The following is a 17,591-nucleotide window of genomic DNA, read 5'->3' as shown; positions in this document are numbered from 1 at the left end:
TCGCCGGAAGCGCCGGCACCGAGGACAGAGAGCAGGGATCGTCATGAACGAGAAGCCGATGGACGAAGGAATCAGCTCCGGCCGGATCGTGGCGGAGGACGACGTCGAGGGTCACATGCCGTTCCGGCGGAGCCTGGAGGTCGAGGAGGACGTCGAGGGCCACCAGCGCAGCGGGCTCACCGACGACGGGCACGACGACGTCGAGGGCCACGGGATCCGGATCAAGATCTGACCAACCCGGGGACAGGCGGCGTCGCGGGACCGGTGTGGGGCTGGTCCGCGGCGCCGCCACCTCGTTGGTCGAGGAGGGGGCGCAGCAACCGTCACGAGACCGCTGGCCGTGGTGCTGGGACTGCGTCGGGCGGGTGGGGTGCACCGGGCCCGGGGATCTCGTGACGGGCGCCTGGGCGCCCGCCTCGACCGACGGCTCTAGCATGAGGCGTGCTCGACCCCGCGTCGTACGTCCCGCGCCTGCTGCGCAGCCGCACGCCGGACGCGCCACCGGGCTGGACCCACGAAGCGACCGCCGTCCTGGTCGACCTGTCCGGCTTCACGTCGCTGTCGGAGCAGCTCGCGGCGCGGGGGCGGATCGGCACCGAGGAGCTGATCGCCGAGCTCACCACGGTCTTCACCGCGCTGCTGACCGCGTCCGACGACGGCGGGGACGTCGTCAAGTTCGCCGGTGACGCCCTCCTCGTCGCGTACGACGGCGAGGACCACGCCGCGCGTGCCTGTCACGCCGCAGACGCGATGCGCGCCACCCTCGATCGCATCGGGTCGGTGCGGTTGGCGGGCGCGCGGGCCCGGTTGCGGATGTCGGTCGGCATCCACAGCGGTGCCTACCACTGCCTCCTGACCGGCGGGGTCCACCGCAACCTGGTCCTCCACGGCGCGGCCGTCGACCGCCTGCTCGAGCTGCAGGACCACGCGAGGCCGGGCGAGATCCTGCTGAGCGACGAGACGGCCGCGCAGCTGCCGCCCGGCTGGGCCGACGCCGGCCGCCTCGTCACGACGACGACGATCGCCGGGCAGCCCGCGCGGCCGGAGGGCACGACGGACGTCGCCCCGTACCTCCCTGCCTGCTTCGCCGAGCGCCCCGACCTCCTCGGCGCGGAGTCCGACCACCGGCGGGCCGCGATGGGCTTCGTCCAGGTCGCGCTCGGCGAGGGTGACCACGCCGAGCGGATCGAGGAGCTCACGGCACAGGTCGAGCGCGCCTGCGCCGAGACCGGTGCGACCCTGCTCGACACCGACCTCGCCCGGGGTGGCTTCCGCTACTTCCTGACCGCCGGTGCGCCCGTCGCGCTCGAGGACCCGGAGGGCCGGCTGGTCCAGGCACTGCTGGGGATCGTGGGCTCGGACGCCGGCCTGCGCGTGCGCGCTGGCGTGGCGGCGGGCCAGGTGCTCGCGGGCTCTGTCGGGGCGCCCTTCCGTCGTACCTGGACCGTGATGGGTGACGCGACGAACCTCGCTGCCCGGCTGACCGCCCGGGCAGACGACGGCACCGTCCTCGTGCACCTCCCCGTGCTCGACCGGGCGCGCCTCGACGTCGAGGCCGACGAGCTGCGCGAGCTCGCGCTCAAGGGCAAGGCCGAGCCGGTCGAGGCGGCCGTCGTACGACGCTCGCGTGGTCACCGCGAGAGATCCACCTCCGACGCCGCGTTCGTCGGGAGGGAGGCCGAGCTCACCGAGCTGAGGACGACCGTCACGCGCTTCGCCGACGGCGCGGACCGGGCCGAGGGGGCGGTCGAGGTCGTCGGCGAGCCCGGGATCGGCAAGTCCCGCCTTGTCCGCGAGGCCCTGGCGTCGGTGGACCTCCCGCTGGCCACCATCACCCTCGATCCCTACGGCGCCGCGGTCCCCCACGCCACGACCGGCCGTCTCCTGCGCACCCTCCTCGGCATCCCGCTCGACGCCACGGCACGGGACGCGGGCGAGCGGCTCGCGGGCCTCGTGCCGCACCCGTGGGCGCCCCTGGTCGCCGCCGTGGTCGACGCCGAGGTGGCGATGACGGACGAGGTGCTCGAGCTGGACAAGCGGTTCGTGGTGGCGCGGACCGCCGCGGTGGTCGCCGACGTGCTGCGGGCGCACGTCGCGCCGACGTTGGTCGTCATCGACGACGCGCAGTGGGCCGATGCCGCCTCCACCGAGCTGCTGCAGCGGGTGTTCGCCGCCGACCTGCCGATGCTCGTGCTGCTCACGCGACGCGACGTGGACGGCGGGCTGCGGGGCACCCGCTCGATCGCCCTCGAGCCCCTGGCGCCGGCGCTCGCCGGGCGCCTGCTGTCCGCCGCGTCGGCATCGGCCCTGCGACCCAGCGAGATCGAGCTGCTGGTGGGCCGAGCGGTCGGCAACCCCCTGTTCCTGCTCGAGCTCGCTCGCGCCGGCTCGCTCGCGACGGTGCCGGCCACGGTCGAGGAGCTGGTCGCCGCGCGGGTCGACGCCCTCGCCGCCGGCGATCGCGACCTGCTGCGCAGGGCGTCGGTCTGGGGAGGTCGCGTGCCCCGGGCGCTCTTCGAGCGGCTGGCGGGCGGGCTCCCCACGGAGCGGCTCGCCGACTTCCTGGGAGTGGTCGACGGCGACGTGGTGTTCCACCGCGAGGTGCACCGTGAGGTCGCCTACGAGCAGCTGACCTTCCGGCGACGTCGGGAGCTGCACCGCGCCGCCGCCGCGGTGATCACCGACCACGCCGACCTGGTGGGCAGTGCGCGGCTCCCGATGCTGTCCCTGCACTCCTTCGCCGGCGAGGACTGGCCCGCCGCCTTCGCGTGGTCCCGCGACGCTGCCGCGGCCGCGACCGAGCGGCACGCCCCGCAGGAGGCTGCGGAGTTCTGCCGACGGGCGATCACCGCCGGGCGCCGGTCGGGGCTGGGGATGCCCGACCTGCGGGAGCTCTACGTCCAGGAGGGCGCGGCGTCCGTCGTGCTGGGCAGCTACGCCGACGCGGCGCGCTGCTACGCCGTGGCCCGGCGAGGCGTCACCGACCCCGAGCTGGCCACGTCGTTGACCTACGAGCTCGGCATGGTGCGCCGCGAGGACGGTCACTACGAGGCAGCGCTCCGCGCCGCCCACCGTGCCCGGGCGCTGGCCCGGCCGTTGCACGGCGAGCGCCGCCTCGAGTGGTCCGCGGAGATCGACCTCCTGGAGGCCGGGGTCCGCTACGCGCAGGGGCGGTCGGCCGACTGCCTGCGCGTCGCGCGCCGGGCCAGCGAGACGGCCGCGCGCCTGGCGGAGTCGCCCCAGCGCACGCGCCTGCTGGCCCGCGCGTACGCACTGCACGACACCGCAGCCGTCGAGATCGACGGCACCGACGGGGAGTACGGCGACCTGCCGCTGCGCATGTTCGAGGAGATCGGCGACCTCTACCACCTCACCCGGTTCGCCGTGAACGTCGGCTACGCGCTCTTCTACGCCGGCGACTGGAACGGCGCCGTCGAGCGCTGGCGACTCTCCCTCGACATCGCCGAACGGATCGGTGACGTGTCGAACGTCGCCATCAACGAGATGAACATCGGCGAGCTGCTCGGCTACCAGGGCCAGCTGGCCGAGGCCCGGGAGCTGCTCGAACGTGCCCGCGCGACCCTGATCGCGCTCGACATGCCGCTGGCAGCCGCCCACGCCGCCTGCTTCCTCGGCATCGTGCTCCGCCTCGCCGGTGACCTGGAGGAGGCCGACCGGCGCCTCTCCGAGTCGGCGGCCCGCTTTGCGGAAGCAGGCCGGCACGACGGGTTCATCATCGACGAGCTCGCGACCCGGCAGGTCGAGGTGATGGCCGACCGCGGTCGCGTGGTCGACGCGCTCGAACGGGCGACCGGCCTGCTCGCCCGCGACGACCTCACCTCCCTGCACCGGATGCGGGTGTGCACGACGTTGGCGACGATCGACGACGGGACCGTCGACGCCGAGCACTTCCGCGAGGAGGCGTTGCGGCTCGCGGCGGCCGACCCGTCGCCGTACGACCGGGCGTTGACGCTGCGTGCCCTGGGCTCTGCCGAGCAGCAGCTGGAGGCGGACCAGGTCCTCGACGGACTGGGCTGCGTCTAGCACGGGTCCCCTGCCCTGTCCGTTCGCGACCCGACGGACAAATCGTCCGAGACCCGACACCGCGGCCCCCCTTCCTGTGGGACAGTGCAAGGGCGTCTCGGGGGTGAGCTGCGGTCGTGGGGGCCGCGTCGACAGGACGTGGAGAACAGGTCATGCGTGGACATCGGCGGACGGTCGCGGCTGCGGCCGTCGGTGCACTCGGCTTCAGCGGTCTCGCGGTGGTGCTCGTCGCACCGCCCACCCAGGCGGCGCCCTCGGCGCCGACCCTGGTCAGCGTCGACGCGACCGGAGCGGCGGGCAACGGCGCCAGCACGAATCCCGACCTGAGCTCCGACGGGCGCTACGTCGCCTTCACCTCGGCGGCCTCGAACCTCGTGGCGGGCGACACCAACGGCGTGTCCGACGTCTTCCTCACCGATCGCCGGACCGGTACGACGCGGCGGGTCAGCGTCGCCTCGACCGGTGCCCAGGCGAACGGCCCCAGCTCGGGAGCCACGGTGAGCGACGACGGGCGGTACGTCGCCTTCGCCTCCAGCGCCACCAACCTCGACATCAACTCCCCCGACACCAACGAGGTCCGCGACGTCTACGTCAAGGACACGGTCACCGACCAGGTCACCCGGGTCCTGGCGGCCGACGGGAGCCAGCCCGCCGGCGGCGCCAGCGGCGAGCCGGACCTCAGTGCGGACGGGCGCTACCTGGCCTTCTCCTCGGACGCGAACAACCTCACTGCGCACGCCGATCCGGACGTCCGCAACGTCTACCGGCTCGATCGGGACGTCAACGCCAACGGCATGTTCGACGAGCGCACCGCTGCGGGAGTCCTTCGCCCGGCTGACCGTCGCCTCCTCCTGGCCAGCCAGCTGATCCCGAACCGCAACGCGACGCAGCCCTCGGAGGACTTCGCAGCCGACAGCAGTGAGCCGACCATCTCGCCAGCGGGCGACCTCGTCGCCTTCACCACGGGTCAGGGCTGGGAGGACGCCCCGGACGGGGTCAGCCAGCACCTGGTCGCCTCGTCCCGCGACATCATCGCGCTGGCGAGCGACGCCTCTGCAGGCTCCGCGGTCCTCGGCGGCGGACAGGCCCTGTCGGTGTCCCGCGGCTTCGGTGCCTACTGGGCCAGCGGTGCCCCCACCGGGTACGACGCGTCCCACCCGATCCTCACGGGCACCGCACTGTTCTACGACGTCGCCCGCCCCAACGGGGTCCCCGGCATCCGGTTCCACGACGTCCACATGCGCCGGTACGGATTCCCGGCCTACGGCGGCGACGGTTTCGTCACGCCGGACGCCGCGATGGGCGGCGCGACCACGCCTCTGTACCTGCAGGCCGCCTCGGCGTCCCGGAGCGTCGCCTTCACGAACGCGGACGGCGAGGCCTTCGTCTCCCGGGTGACCCTGGAGGACGGTGACCCCCTGGTGCAGGGCGCGGGAACCACCCTCTCCACCACCCCGCTCGGGATCGGCGGCGCGTCGTCGCTCGCCCTCTCGGCCTCCGGCCGGACGGCTGTCGTGGCGACCACCGCCGTGCTCGCGGACGAGGACGGCCAGGCCCTCAGCGATGTCTACGCCCTCGGCATCGACGGTGCCGATCTCGATCTCCTGATGCCCCTCCAGACCCAGCTCGACGAGCGTTTCGGACAGATCCGGGTCAGGGACCTGCCGGCGACCGGGCTGCGATCCGGCGGCTCGGCACTCGCCTCGGCCCCGNNCATGGCGCGGTCGGGTCCCATGGCGCGCTCGGGTCCCATGGCGCGGTCGGGTCCCATGGCGCGGTCGGGTCCCATGGCCCGCTCCGGCCCGATCACGTCGTACGCGCTGCTGCGTCCGGGTGGCTGGACTGCCCTGCTCGCCGACACCCCGCTGGCTGAGGGGCCCCTGCAGCAGGTCACCGTCGGCGACGTCCTGCAGTACCTCGAGGACCACCCGACCAGTCCGCAGACCCTCGCGATCCGCGCGCTGACCTACGCCGACTTCGACCTCGACGGGTCGGTGGTCGGCAGGATCCCGCTCGCGGCCGTGGTGCTCGGGGCGAAGCCGCTGTCAGCGATCGCGTTGCCGGGTGCTGGTGGCGGTGCCTCGGGCCGGCTCGCGGCGTGGTGCGGCGAGATCCAGGCCCAGGGCTTCTCCTGCCCTGAGCTGCGCAACGGGGTGACGGTCGATGCTGCGACCGTGGCCTCCTCGCTGGATGCCGGCGGCGTCGACCTGGCGCGGACCCGGCTCGGGGATGTCCCGCTGGTCACGCTCGACCCCACCGACACCGCGCTGGCCGACATCACAGCCCGCGGCACCTACCTCACCGGCACACCGCTGGGCGACGTCCGGCTGGATGCCCTCTCGTCGGGAGCACGGACCGCCTTGGTCGACTGTTCCGCCCTGGGATCCGCGTGCCCGGGCGACTACACGCTCGGCTCCGCCCAGCGGGAGAACGCAGAGGCGCTGCGCGCGACGGGAACCCTCGCAGACCTGGCCTCCGGGGTACCCCAGGACGTCACCTTCGGTGACCTGCTCTTCTCCCTGGTCGACCCCAGCTACTACCCGTGGGAGGACCTGCCGCTGCAGGGCGTGAACCTCTCCGAAGCCCGGGCGGCCGCCCAGTACAACCCCTCCGAGGACCCGATCACGGGGGGGACGTGGACCCTGGGATTCGTCGCGGATCGCGGCGACACCTCGGACGCGATCGCGGACGTCCGGGTCAGCATCGTGTTCCCGGCCAGCACCATGCTGAACAGCAGGGTCGACGCACAGCTCAGGGTGTCCACATCCGGTCCCGCCGGTGTGGGGGAGATCGACCCCGCGACCACCTTCAGCGGCGGCCGTGTCGAGCTGGCGATCGGAGACGTCGCGCCGGGCACCGCCGTCCAGATCGAGCTCACGTCGGTCGGTCGTCTCAACTTCGGGCCGGGCGACCTCCGTGTCGAGGTCGGCGGTGATCCCGACACCTCGGGCGAACCACAGGTCACCGCAGCGGGTGAGGTGTCGAGCGTCAGCGCGCCACCTTTCTACAACGGCACGGAGACCGTGTACGACGGTGGCGCCAGCCCCTACCAGGGCGCCGTCGGGGAGGGCTCGGAGCACCCGTCGAACGCTCCGACGATCTCGCCGGACATCATGTACTTCGGACATCTGGGATATGTGGGCGGTTACCAGCAACCCAAGCCCACCGACCCCATCGACAACGACTACTACCGCATCCCCGCCCAGCCCGCGGGCTCGCGGATCGTGGTGTCCGTCGATCCCATGGCCGCCGACGTCGACCTCGGCCTGTTCCGCCTCACGTCGGCAGGCGGGTCCGTCAGCGGTGCGCCGCCGGACACCGTCGGACTGGACGGCGTCCCCGTCGAGGACGGGACCCCGTCGGAGGAGGACCAGCAGTCCGCGCCGCTGGAGGTCGCCGACGCCCCGGACGGCTACCGGACCGTCGACACCTCGACCGTCCCCGGCACCGCCCGGGAGCAGGTGAGCACGCAGGCCGACGGCTCGTACCTGATCAAGGTGTCGGGCCCGGTCGACCGGACCTACCGCCCCTACAACCTGCGCTACACCGTCATCACTCCCAAGCCCGAGGTGCACTGCCCCGCGGTCACCGACCCCGGGTACGCCGCCCCCGGCACGCTCGCGACGCCCGCCGCGGACCTGCCGGCCGGCACCGACGCCCTCTTCCTGGTCGACCGCACCCGCCTCGTCGACGCCTACCCGGCTGCGGGACCGGCGACGATGGACCACCTCGCCGACTTCGCGGCCCACGCGCCGGGTGTGTCTGGCCAGGTGATCGAGCTCGACCGCTACGCCGGCTACGTGACGGCCCGCAACGAGGCCGACCAGAACCCCTGCTCGGTGGCGGCCGTCAACGCGGTCGTCCAGCAGATCGGTGCGATCGTCCGGGCCAAGCTGGGGCCGGTCGGCTCACCGGCGCGCGACACGGTCGCGTCGATCACCGTGGTCGGGTCCGACGACCTGCTGCCGTTCGCCCGCGTCCCCGACACCGTCCAGCGCAGCAACGAGAGCACCTTCGAGGGCGACCTGCGCAGGGCCAACGCGCCCGGCGGCGGTGCCTGCCCCACGGTGGCCGCGGGTGACGTCGACCCGTGCGCGACCCCGCTGTCGGCGGCTGCGTTCGGCTCGTACCTCCTCACCGACGACCCGTACGGCGACCTCGACCCGATCCCGTGGCTCGACCGCTTCCTCTACGTGCCCGACATCGCCGTCGGCCGCCTCGTCGAGACGCCCGCGCAGATCGACGCCGCGCTCGCGCAGTACCGCGACCCGGCCGTCGGCGGGCAGCTCGACCTCGACACCGCGCTCACCGCCGGGTACGGCGCCTGGGCCGACGCAGGCGCAGGTCTGGACGCCGTCCTCGACCAGCGCGGCATGGACGCCACCCACCTGTCGCCCGACGACTGGTCGAAGGCGCAGCTGCTCGACGCCCTCTTCCCGTCGGGCGGGGCGACGCCGGACGTGGCCGCGATCCACGCGCACATGGACCCCTCGCGCCTGCTCACCGGGTCCGACGAGATCGTGACGACCGACGACTACGACGTCGACCGGCTCGCCGGCCGGCTGCTGTTCACGCTGGGCTGCCACGCCGGTCTCAACCTGCCGAACCGCTACTTCGGCGGCGCCACGGACGACTGGACCGAGAGCCTCGCCGGCAAGGCGGTCTACGTCGGCAACACCGGCTACGGCTATGCCGACGACAACGTGCAGGGCCTCACCGAGCGCCTGCTCGCGCTCTACGCGAACCGGGTCGGTGGGCACCAGTCGGCCGGCCAGGCGCTGATGTACGCCAAGCAGGCCTACCTGGGCGAGCTCGGCCTCTACTCGAACTACGACGAGAAGGTGCTGATGCAGGCCACCTTCTACGGCCTGCCGATGTACCGCTTCGCCGACCCCGTCGCGGACACGGCCGACCCGCCGGCGCCGACCACGCACTCCGACCCGGCCACCGGCCTGGTCGCGGCATCCTTCGACTTCGACCCCACCTTCCAGCGGCACACGGTCGGGGACCGGACGTACTCGACGGTCGCAGGCGAGGAGCCGCAGGTCGTCGCGGACCGTCCGCTGCTGCCACGCACCAGCGTGCCGGTGACGGTCGCGGGGCAGCGCGCCCACGACGCGTTGGTCACCGAGCTCACGACCGATGTGGACGACGTCGACCCGGCGGTCGCCGCGCCGGTCGTCGGAGAGGACGCCGCGGCGTCCGGGCCGGACGGATCGGGGTCCTTCCCGTCGACGTTCACCAACGTCAACCGCTACCGCACCCCCGACGGCGTACGCCAGGACCTGGTCCTGCTGCCGGCGCGGGTCGACATGACGACCGATCCGGTCACCGGCGACGTGACGGCGACCGAAGAACGGTTCACCCACGCCGGTGTCGAGGTCTTCTACGGCGGTGGCGATGACGACCGCAAGCCGGAGATCGAGGAGCCGACGGTCGCGCGGAACGGCTCCACGGCCACCTTCTCGGTGCCGGTGACCGACGCCTCCGGCGTCAAGCGGGTCGTCGTGCTCACGCAGACCACGGCGGGCGGCACCTGGCAGGTCCTCGACTCGGCCGACGGCGACCTGACCCGGTCCGGCACCACCTGGACCGGCAGCGCCGACGTCGGCGCCGGCGGCACGCTGCGCTGGTTCGCCCAGGCTGTGGACGGGGCCGGCAACGTGGCGCTGTCCGGCAACCGCGGCGCCCTCAACCGGGTGTCCGCGGTCCGGCCGAGCATCGATGCCGGCGCCGATGCCGATCTCGAGCTCGGGGACCGGCTCACCCGCGAGGTCACGATCAGTGACGCCGACTCGACCTCGTGGACGGCGACCCTCGACACCGGCCTCGGGCCGGAGCCGGTCCCGGTCCGCGACGGCAAGGTCCTCGTCGACGTCGCGCCGAGCACGGTCGGGTCGAACACCGCGACCCTGACCGTCTGCGACGACGGTGACCGCTGCGCGTCCGACACCTTCGCGCTGACCGTCCGGCAGAACGTCCCGCCGTACGCCGGCGTCAGCCTCGACCGCGCGACGGCCACCACCGGCGCGACGCTCACGGCGACCAGCGAGGTCTCCGACCCGGACGGGGACGCCACCCAGGTGCGGCACGTGTGGCGGGTCAACGGCGGTGTCGTCCTCGACACCGGCTGGCAGTCGTCCGGCACCAGCACGCTGGACCTCGGCGTGGCCGGCAACGGTGACGTCGGCGACGAGATCACCGTCGAGGCGACCGCCCGGGATGCCGGGCAGACCGGGGCGACCACCGAGGCCCGGGCCACCGTCGTCTCGACCGCGCCCCAGCTGACCATGCCCGCAGCTGCCACGGTCCGCAGCGGTGACCTGTACGCCGCCTCAGCGCAGGCGTCGGACGTCGACGGCGCCGGCCTGACCGCGGTCGTCGACTACGGCGACGGCACGGCTCCGGCCGCCGTGGCGGTGGTCAACGGCTCCCTCGCGCTCGCCCACACCTACACGTCCGAGGGCGACCACGTCGTCCACGTGACGGTGACCGACCCGCAGGGCGAACAGGCGAGCGGGAGCACCACGGTCGAGGTGACTCCGGCCCACGACCCGGTGGCGCCGAGCGAGGTGCGGGGGTTCGACACGGTGCCCGGCAACGCGCAGGTCGCGTTGACCTGGCAACCGCCGGCGGTGGGCGCCGACGACCTCCAGCACTACCTGGTCAGGGCGAGCGACGGCCGGACGTTCACCACGACCGCGACCGCGTTCACCGTGACAGGCCTGACCAACGGGGCGACGTACTTCTTCGACGTGAGCGCCGTGACGGCCGCTGGTACGGCGACCGTGCGCTCGCAGGTCGTCGTACCGAACCGGCCGCCGACGCCTCTGGTGCCGAGCGCCACGGGCTTCTCCCCGGCCAGCGGTCCGATCGGCACCCAGGTCGTGCTCACGGGCAAGAACCTGTGGCTGGCCGCCGTGCGCTTCCACGGCGTGACCACCCCGGCCGAGGTCGTCGCGCGGACGGCCACGCAGGTCACCGTGAGGGTGCCGGCCGGTGCGACCACCGGGATCCTGACGGTCACCTCGCCCGGGGGCACCGGCACCAGCACGAAGGCCTTCACGGTGAGTGCGACCCCGCCGCCGGTCGTCTCGTCGGTCCCGCTCAGTGCGGTGGTCGGCGCCACGATCTCGGTGTCCGGGCAGAACCTGCTCGCCGCCAAGGTGCGCTTCAACAACGCGACGTTGCCGGGACAGGTGGTGTCGCGGACCGCGACCGCCGTCAAGGTCGTCGTGCCGGCGGGCGCGCTCACCGGCACGCTGTCGGTGCTCACGCCGGGCGGCAGCGCGGTCTCGAAGTCCCTGCGGATCGACCCGACCGGCGCGCCGGCCGTCACGTCCGCGCCCGCCAGTGCGCTGCGGGGCGCGACCGTCACGATCGGCGGCAAGAACCTGCTCGCCGCCCGGGTGTACGTCAACGGCGGCGCCCTCGAGGCCACGGTCCTGACGCGGACCGCCACGTCGCTGCAGGTCGTCGTCCCCGTCGGCGCGGCGACCGGCAAGGTGCGCGTGGTGACGCCCTTCGGCACGGCCGAGTCCCCGAAGGTCGTCGCGATCACGGCCAGCCCGGCCCCGAAGATCACGGGCGTCCGCACGAGTGCGGGGACGACCAACGGTCCCGCCGGCGTGCCGGTCACGATCCAGGGCTCGGGCCTGCTCGGGGCGACGGTGTGGTTCAACGGCCGGCCCGCGCCCGTGGTCAAGGGCACCGCGTCCTCGCTGACGATCGCTGTGCCGGCCGATGCCGTCACGGGCTACGTGACGGTGTGGACCTCTGGTGGAACAGCTCGCTCACCGCTGGTCTTCGCCGTCACGGGATAGTCGTGAGCCCGACCTCCGGAGTGTTCGGGAGCCGACAGAGAGCGGGCGTCCGGGCGAGCAGGATGGAGCCATCAGCCAGGGAGCAACCGGCCCGCTGGCAGGGACGAGAGCAGGGGATGGTCATGGAGAAGCCGATCGACGAGGGCATCACGTCGGGCCGGATCGCGGCGGAGGAGGACGTCGAGGGCCACGCCATCAAGGGCAAGGTCGCCCCGTCCGAGGACGACGACGTCGAGGGCCACGCCGGCAGGCTCCGGCCGGTCGTCCCGGAGGCCGACGACGACGTCGAGGGTCACGGCGTCCGGGTCAAGATCTGACCCGGACCACAGCAGGCCGGGGCGTCTGGGGGGCGCCCGGGCCTGCTGTCACGCGCTGACGGGCGCCTCGGCCAGCAGCTCCCGCACCCGCGGAATGACCTGGGTGCCGAACAGCTCGATGCTGTGCAGCAGCTGCGGGTGCGGCATCGCGCCGTTGCTGTACTTCAGGTCGAAGCGCTGGATCCCGAGGTCCTGGACGGCCTTCGCGATCTTGCGGGCCACCGTCTCCGGTGCGCCGACGAAGAGCGCGCCGTCGTCGACCTCGGCGTCGTACTGGGCTCGGGTGCCGGGACCCCAGCCGCGCTCGGCGCCGATCCGGTTGCGGCTCTCCTGGAAGTGCGGGTACATCGACTCGCGCGCCTCCTCGTCGGTGTCGGCGACGAAGCCGGGCGAGTGGACCGCGATGGGCAGTGCCGGTCGGTCGAACTCCTTGAGCGCGCGGCGGTAGAGGTCCGTGAACGGCGCGAACCGCGCGGGCTCGCCGCCGATGATCGCGATCGCCAGCGGGAAGCCGTAGGTGGCCGCGCGGACGACGGACTCGGGCGAGCCGCCGACGCCGATCCACGTGGGGATCGAGCCGCGCTCGGTCGTCGGGTAGAGGCGGGCGTTGCGCAGCGGCGGGCGCAGCTCCCCGCGGTCCCAGGTGACCTCCTGCTCGCCCTGGAGGGCGGCCCAGAGGTCGATCTTCTCGCTGAAGAGCTGGTCGTAGTGCGCGAGGTCGAAGCCGAAGAGCGGGAAGGACTCGGTGAACGAGCCGCGGCCCATCGTGATCTCGGCGCGGCCGTCGGACAGCGCGTCGAGGGTCGCGAACCGCTCGTAGAGCCGGACCGGGTCGTCGGAGCTGAGCACCGTGACCGCCGTACCGAGCCGGATGCGCTCGGTGCGCGCGGCGATCGTGGCCAGCACCATCTCGGGGCTGGTGACCGCGAAGTCGGCGCGGTGGTGCTCGCCGATGCCGAAGACGTCGACGCCCACCTGGTCGGCCAGCACGGCCTGCTCCACGACGTTGCGGATCACCTGCGGGTGGTCCAGGCGCTCGCCCGTCGTGGGGTCGAGGGTGACGTCGCCGAAGGTGTCGAGCCCGAAGACCAGGTCGGTCACTGCTCGCCTGCCTCGCCCGCCCGGGCCGTGTCGACGTCGAAGCCGCGGACCGCGGCGATGACCTGCTCGAGTGCGGGCGCGGGCAGCGCACCGGCCTGGGAGAAGACCAGCTGGCCCTTCTTGAACGCCATCAGCGTGGGGATCGAGGTCACCCGCGCGGCGCCCGCGAGCTGCTGCTCCTCCTCGGTGTTGACCGAGCCGAAGACGAGGTCGCCGTGCGACGCGGCGGCCGCTTCGTAGATCGGCGCGAAGTTCCGGCAGGGGCCGCACCAGGACGCCCAGAAGTCGACGAAGACGATCTCGTTGTCGAGGACCGTCTGCTCGAAGTTGCCGGCGGTGAGGTCGATGGTGGACATGGTGGTTCAACGCCCTTCGGTGGTGATCGATTCCTTCGTGCGGTCCCGCCGGCCCAGCCTGCCACCCGGCAGCGGCTGCGCTTGTAACTCGGTGTTCGGAACATCTGCCACGGGGTCCTGACCGGTCACGACTCCGTGGTGGTACCACCGAACACCGAGTTACAAGCTCCGGTGGCGCGGACGCAGGCACGGGCGCCGAGGGCTAGGGTCCAGTCATGGCGGACACGCGCACGACCCACGTCCTGGTGGACGGGGAGAACCTCGACGCGACGCTGGGGACCTCGATCCTCGGCCGGCGACCGCGGCCGGAGGAGCGGCCTCGCTGGGAGCGGTTGCTGCAGTTCGTCGAGCGGCAGTGGGGGCAGGACACCAACGGCCTGTTCTTCCTGGCGGCCAACAGCGAGCTGCCGATGTCGTTCGTGCAGGCGCTGCTGGCGATCGGCTTCCGCCCGATCCCGCTGTCCGGTGGACCCGGCCAGAAGGTCGTCGACATCGCCATCCAGAAGACCCTCGCGGAGCTGAAGAAGCGTGAGGGCGACGTCGTCCTCGTCAGCAACGACGGTGACTTCGTCAACCACATGGAGGACCTGCTCGACGGCCGCAGGGTCGGCCTCGTCGGGTTCGCGGAGTTCCGCAACGCGGCGTTCGCGCAGCTCCAGGAGCGCGGCCTCGAGTTCTTCGACATGGAGTACGACGTGCACGCGTTCAACGAGCGCCTGCCGCGGGTCCGGATCATCCCGATCGACGAGTTCGACCCGACGCTCTTCCTGTGACCTGCCGATGACCATGAGGCTGCTCGTCCTCGGGGGCACCCAGTTCCTCTCGCGCGCCGTGGCCGCCGAGGCGGTACGCCGCGGGCACGACGTCGTCTGCGCCAACCGGGGGCGCTCGGGAGCGGTGCCGACCGGCGCCACCACCGTGCGGTGGGACCGCGACGAGGAGGCGCCGGCCGCGCTGCTCGACGCCGGGCCCTACGACGCGGTGGTCGACGTGGCGCGGCAGCCGTCGCACGTGGAGCGAGCCCTGGTCGCCGTACCGGACGCGCACTGGGTGTTCGTCTCGACCATCTCGGTGTACGCCGACGACGCCGATCCCGGCGGGCCCGGGGTCGGGGCGCTGAAGGACGCGATCGGCGAGGACTCGGCCGACCCCGAGGCGTACGGCGGCCTCAAGATCGCCTGCGAGCAGCTGGTCCTCGACGCGGTCCCGTCGGCGGCGGTGCTGCGGCCCGGGCTGATCGTCGGGCCGGGCGACCCCAGCGGCCGGTTCGCGTACTGGGCCCGGCGCGCCGGCGACACCGGCGAGCTCGTCGGCCCGGGCGAGCCCTCCGCCCGCGTGCAGGTGATCGACGTCCGTGACCTCGCCGCCTGGACGGTCACCGCGGCCGAGCAGCGCCTCGCCGGCACCTACGACGCCGTCGGTCCGGCGCTGCCGTTCGCGGACTTCCTCGCCGCGGTCGCACCCGACGCGACGGTGACCTGGCTGCCCGACGCCTTCCTCGAGGCCGAGGGGGTCGCGCCGTGGACCGGGCCCGCCAGCATCCCGGTCTGGCTCCCGCGCCCGGCCTACGACGGCATGCTGGCCCACGACGCGCAGCCGGCCCTCGACGCCGGCCTCGTCGTCCGCCCCCTTGCCGAGACCGCACGCGACACCCGGGTCTGGCTCGAGTCCGACCCGGCGGCGCGGATCGGCGGGATCACCCGCGAGCGCGAGGCCGACCTGCTGACCCGGTGGCGCGAGCAGGAGGCCTAGTCCCTAGCATCGCCCGGTGCTCAGGATCGCGACCGCCAACGTCAACGGCATCCGCGCCGCGCACCGCCGTGGCTTCGACGACTGGCTGGCGACCCGCGGCTGCGACGTGGTCACCCTGCAGGAGGTGCGCTGCCCGGTCGACGCGCTGCCCGACGGGGCGTTCGGCGACTTCCACGCGACGTACGACGCCGGCCAGCTCGCCGGGCGCAACGGCGTCGCCGTCCTCACCCGGCAGCCGCCCGCCGCCGTCCGCACCTGGGCCGACCCCGACCCGGCCCGCCCGCTCCCGCGGGCGCTGCGCAAGCACGTCACCGAGGGCCGGTACGTCGAGGTGGACCTCGCCGACGTACCCCTGACCGTGGCGAGCCTCTACCTGCCCAAGGGCGGGCTGCCGGCCCACCTCCAGGACCCGAAGCGGATGCGCGAGGCGCCGGACGGGGGTGCGAAGTACCAGCGCAAGATGGACTTCCTCGCCGGCTTCGCCCGGTACCTCGCCGCGACGCGGAAGGCCGCCGCCGCGCAGGGCCGCGAGTTCCTGCTGACCGGCGACCTCAACGTCGCCCACCAGCCCCAGGACGTGGCGGCCTTCAAGCGCAGCAACCAGGTCGAGGGCTTCCTGCCCGAGGAGCGGGAGTGGATCGGCACGCAGATCAACCCCCGCATGCTGGTCGACGTCGTGCGGCAGCTGCACGGAGACGCGCCGGGACCGTACTCGTGGTGGAGCTGGCTGGGCCGCGCCTACGACGAGGACCGCGGGTGGCGCATCGACTACCACCTCGCCACCCCGCGCCTGGCCCGCACGGCACGGGCCTTCCAGGTCGACCGGAACCACCTCGGCGTGCGGATGAGCGACCACGCGCCGGTGGTCGTCGACTACGACCTCAGCTGACCCCGCGCTCGTCCCGGACCGGCACGACCAGCACCGCGACCAGCGGGAACACCGCGGCCAGCGCGAAGGTGGCGCCGTAGCTGCCGGCGCTGATCGCCAGCCCCGCGAGCGGAGGTACGGCGACCGCGGCGACGTGCTGCGCGGTGTTCTGCAGGCCCAGGGCCCGGCCGGACCAGAACGGCCCGGCGCGCTCGGCGACGGCCGTGAACGCGAGACCGTTGTCGGCGACGGTGACGGCGGAGGCGACGACCAGCAGCAGGACGGCGGCGCCCGTCACGACCGGGTTGTCGGGACCGGCGAGCCCGGCGGCGAGTCCGAGCAGCGCCATGGTGCCCGCGGCCAGCACGGCGACCGCACGCATCGGGCGCATCCGGCTGCCGACCCGGTCCGACGCCCAGCCGGCCCCGATCCGCGCGGCGGCACCGGCGACCTGGGTGCCGGCGACGACCAGGCCGGCGACGCCGGGCGCCCAGCCGAGGTCCTCGACCAGCCAGGTGAGGCCGAAGGTCCAGACGAGGAACTGCGGGACGACGAGCAGCACCGAGGCGCCGTGGACGCGGGTGAGGAAGGAGTCGGCGCGGTACGGGTTGGTCACGGCGGCTGCCTCGGCGCGCGGCGGTCGGGGCGGGTCGATGACGACGAGGGCGACCAGGGCCGCGCTCAGGGCGGTCGCGACCGTCGGCACCCACAGTGCCGGCCCGATGCCGTGGCCGTGGGCGATCGCGGCGACGGTCCCGGCGGCCAGCCCGACCCCCAGCGGCTGGCCCGTCTGCCGGATCCCCATGGCGAGGCCACGTTGCTCCGGCGGGAACCAGCCGACGACGACGCGGCCCGACGCCGAGTTCGTCGCCGCCGCCCCGACACCCGCGAAGCACAGCGCGGCCGCCATGGGCCACGGCTCACCCGTCGCGGTGGCCACGACGCCGCCCGTGGTGGCGATCAGCAGTCCGGCGAGCAGCGCGAACCGCTCACCCCTCCGGTCGACGACGACGCCCCACAGCACCAGCGTCGCCATCATCCCGGCCATCGCGGCCGAGGCCACCAGCCCTGCCTCCGCGAGCGCCATGCCGTGGCCGCCCTCGGCGACCGGCCGGTGCAGCTCGGGGATGAGGAAGGACGGCGCGGTGACCATGGCCGCGGACGATGCCTGGCCCGTCGTACCGACCGCCAGCATCGCCCAGCGCCGGGCGGGGGTGACCGTCCGGGCGGGCGCGGTGGTGGTCGGTTCCATGGACTCAGTGAAGCACAAGGATCCAGAAATTGAGACAGATTATTCCGGGATGTGGACGTCGGAAGCCGTAGAGTGGCG

10 protein-coding genes are annotated in these 17,591 nt (G+C 73.4%); 7 read left to right on the top strand and 3 right to left on the bottom strand.

Features of this window, described 5'->3' with window-relative positions; genetic code table 11:
- The first annotated feature begins 43 nt into the window (after positions 1-43).
- The 4 genes from ASE20_RS23260 (at position 44) to ASE20_RS23245 (ending at position 12,184) form a co-directional block, all read left to right on the top strand.
- Positions 44-232, top strand: coding sequence for a hypothetical protein (locus ASE20_RS23260; protein WP_056896972.1), 189 nt, complete (start codon positions 44-46; stop codon positions 230-232).
- 209 nt (positions 233-441) lie between these two features.
- Entirely contained in the window at positions 442-4,044 is a 3,603-nt protein-coding gene (locus tag ASE20_RS23255; RefSeq protein ID WP_056896971.1) for an AAA family ATPase, read from the top strand.
- A 1,787-nt stretch (positions 4,045-5,831) separates the two neighbouring features.
- Positions 5,832-11,867 carry an IPT/TIG domain-containing protein gene (locus ASE20_RS23250; RefSeq protein ID WP_056917975.1) on the top strand — a complete coding sequence of 2,012 codons (6,036 nt, stop codon included), beginning with the start codon at positions 5,832-5,834 and terminating at the stop codon, positions 11,865-11,867.
- 122 nt (positions 11,868-11,989) lie between these two features.
- Positions 11,990-12,184: a hypothetical protein gene (locus ASE20_RS23245; RefSeq protein ID WP_157538559.1), complete on the top strand. Its 195-nt coding sequence runs from the start codon at positions 11,990-11,992 to the stop codon at positions 12,182-12,184.
- 48 nt (positions 12,185-12,232) lie between these two features.
- Here ASE20_RS23245 and ASE20_RS23240 read toward each other — a convergent pair whose 3' ends face one another.
- Both ASE20_RS23240 and trxA read right to left on the bottom strand, forming a co-directional pair.
- On the bottom strand, positions 12,233-13,285 hold the full coding sequence (locus tag ASE20_RS23240) for an LLM class flavin-dependent oxidoreductase (protein WP_056896968.1): 1,053 nt from the start codon (positions 13,283-13,285) through the stop codon (positions 12,233-12,235).
- A complete protein-coding gene (gene trxA / locus ASE20_RS23235) occupies positions 13,282-13,641 on the bottom strand; it encodes a thioredoxin (protein WP_056896967.1) in 360 nt (119 codons plus the stop codon). The genes ASE20_RS23240 and trxA overlap by 4 nt, the downstream gene beginning before the upstream one ends.
- Before the next feature lie 215 nt (positions 13,642-13,856).
- Between trxA and ASE20_RS23230 the strand changes: the two genes are divergently transcribed.
- Genes ASE20_RS23230 through ASE20_RS23220 form a run of 3 tightly spaced genes read left to right on the top strand, consistent with a single transcriptional unit; the run spans position 13,857 to position 16,282 of the window.
- Entirely contained in the window at positions 13,857-14,414 is a 558-nt protein-coding gene (locus tag ASE20_RS23230; RefSeq protein WP_056896966.1) for an NYN domain-containing protein, read from the top strand.
- A gap of 7 nt (positions 14,415-14,421) precedes the next feature.
- Positions 14,422-15,393: an NAD-dependent epimerase/dehydratase family protein gene (locus tag ASE20_RS23225; RefSeq protein ID WP_225869141.1), complete on the top strand. Its 972-nt coding sequence runs from the start codon at positions 14,422-14,424 to the stop codon at positions 15,391-15,393.
- 16 nt (positions 15,394-15,409) lie between these two features.
- Positions 15,410-16,282: an exodeoxyribonuclease III gene (locus tag ASE20_RS23220; protein ID WP_056896965.1), complete on the top strand. Its 873-nt coding sequence runs from the start codon at positions 15,410-15,412 to the stop codon at positions 16,280-16,282.
- On the opposite strand, the gene ASE20_RS23215 is transcribed toward ASE20_RS23220, so the two are convergent.
- Entirely contained in the window at positions 16,275-17,513 is a 1,239-nt protein-coding gene (locus ASE20_RS23215) for an MFS transporter (RefSeq protein ID WP_200952927.1), read from the bottom strand. The two genes, ASE20_RS23220 and ASE20_RS23215, sit on opposite strands and share 8 nt — an antisense overlap.
- Positions 17,514-17,591 lie beyond the last annotated feature (78 nt).

The organism is Nocardioides sp. Root240 (genome assembly GCF_001428825.1).
Classification (GTDB): Bacteria; Actinomycetota; Actinomycetes; order Propionibacteriales; family Nocardioidaceae; genus Nocardioides.
The sequence above is the reverse complement of the archived record's forward strand: the minus strand, read 5'-3'. Positions and strand labels throughout refer to the sequence as shown.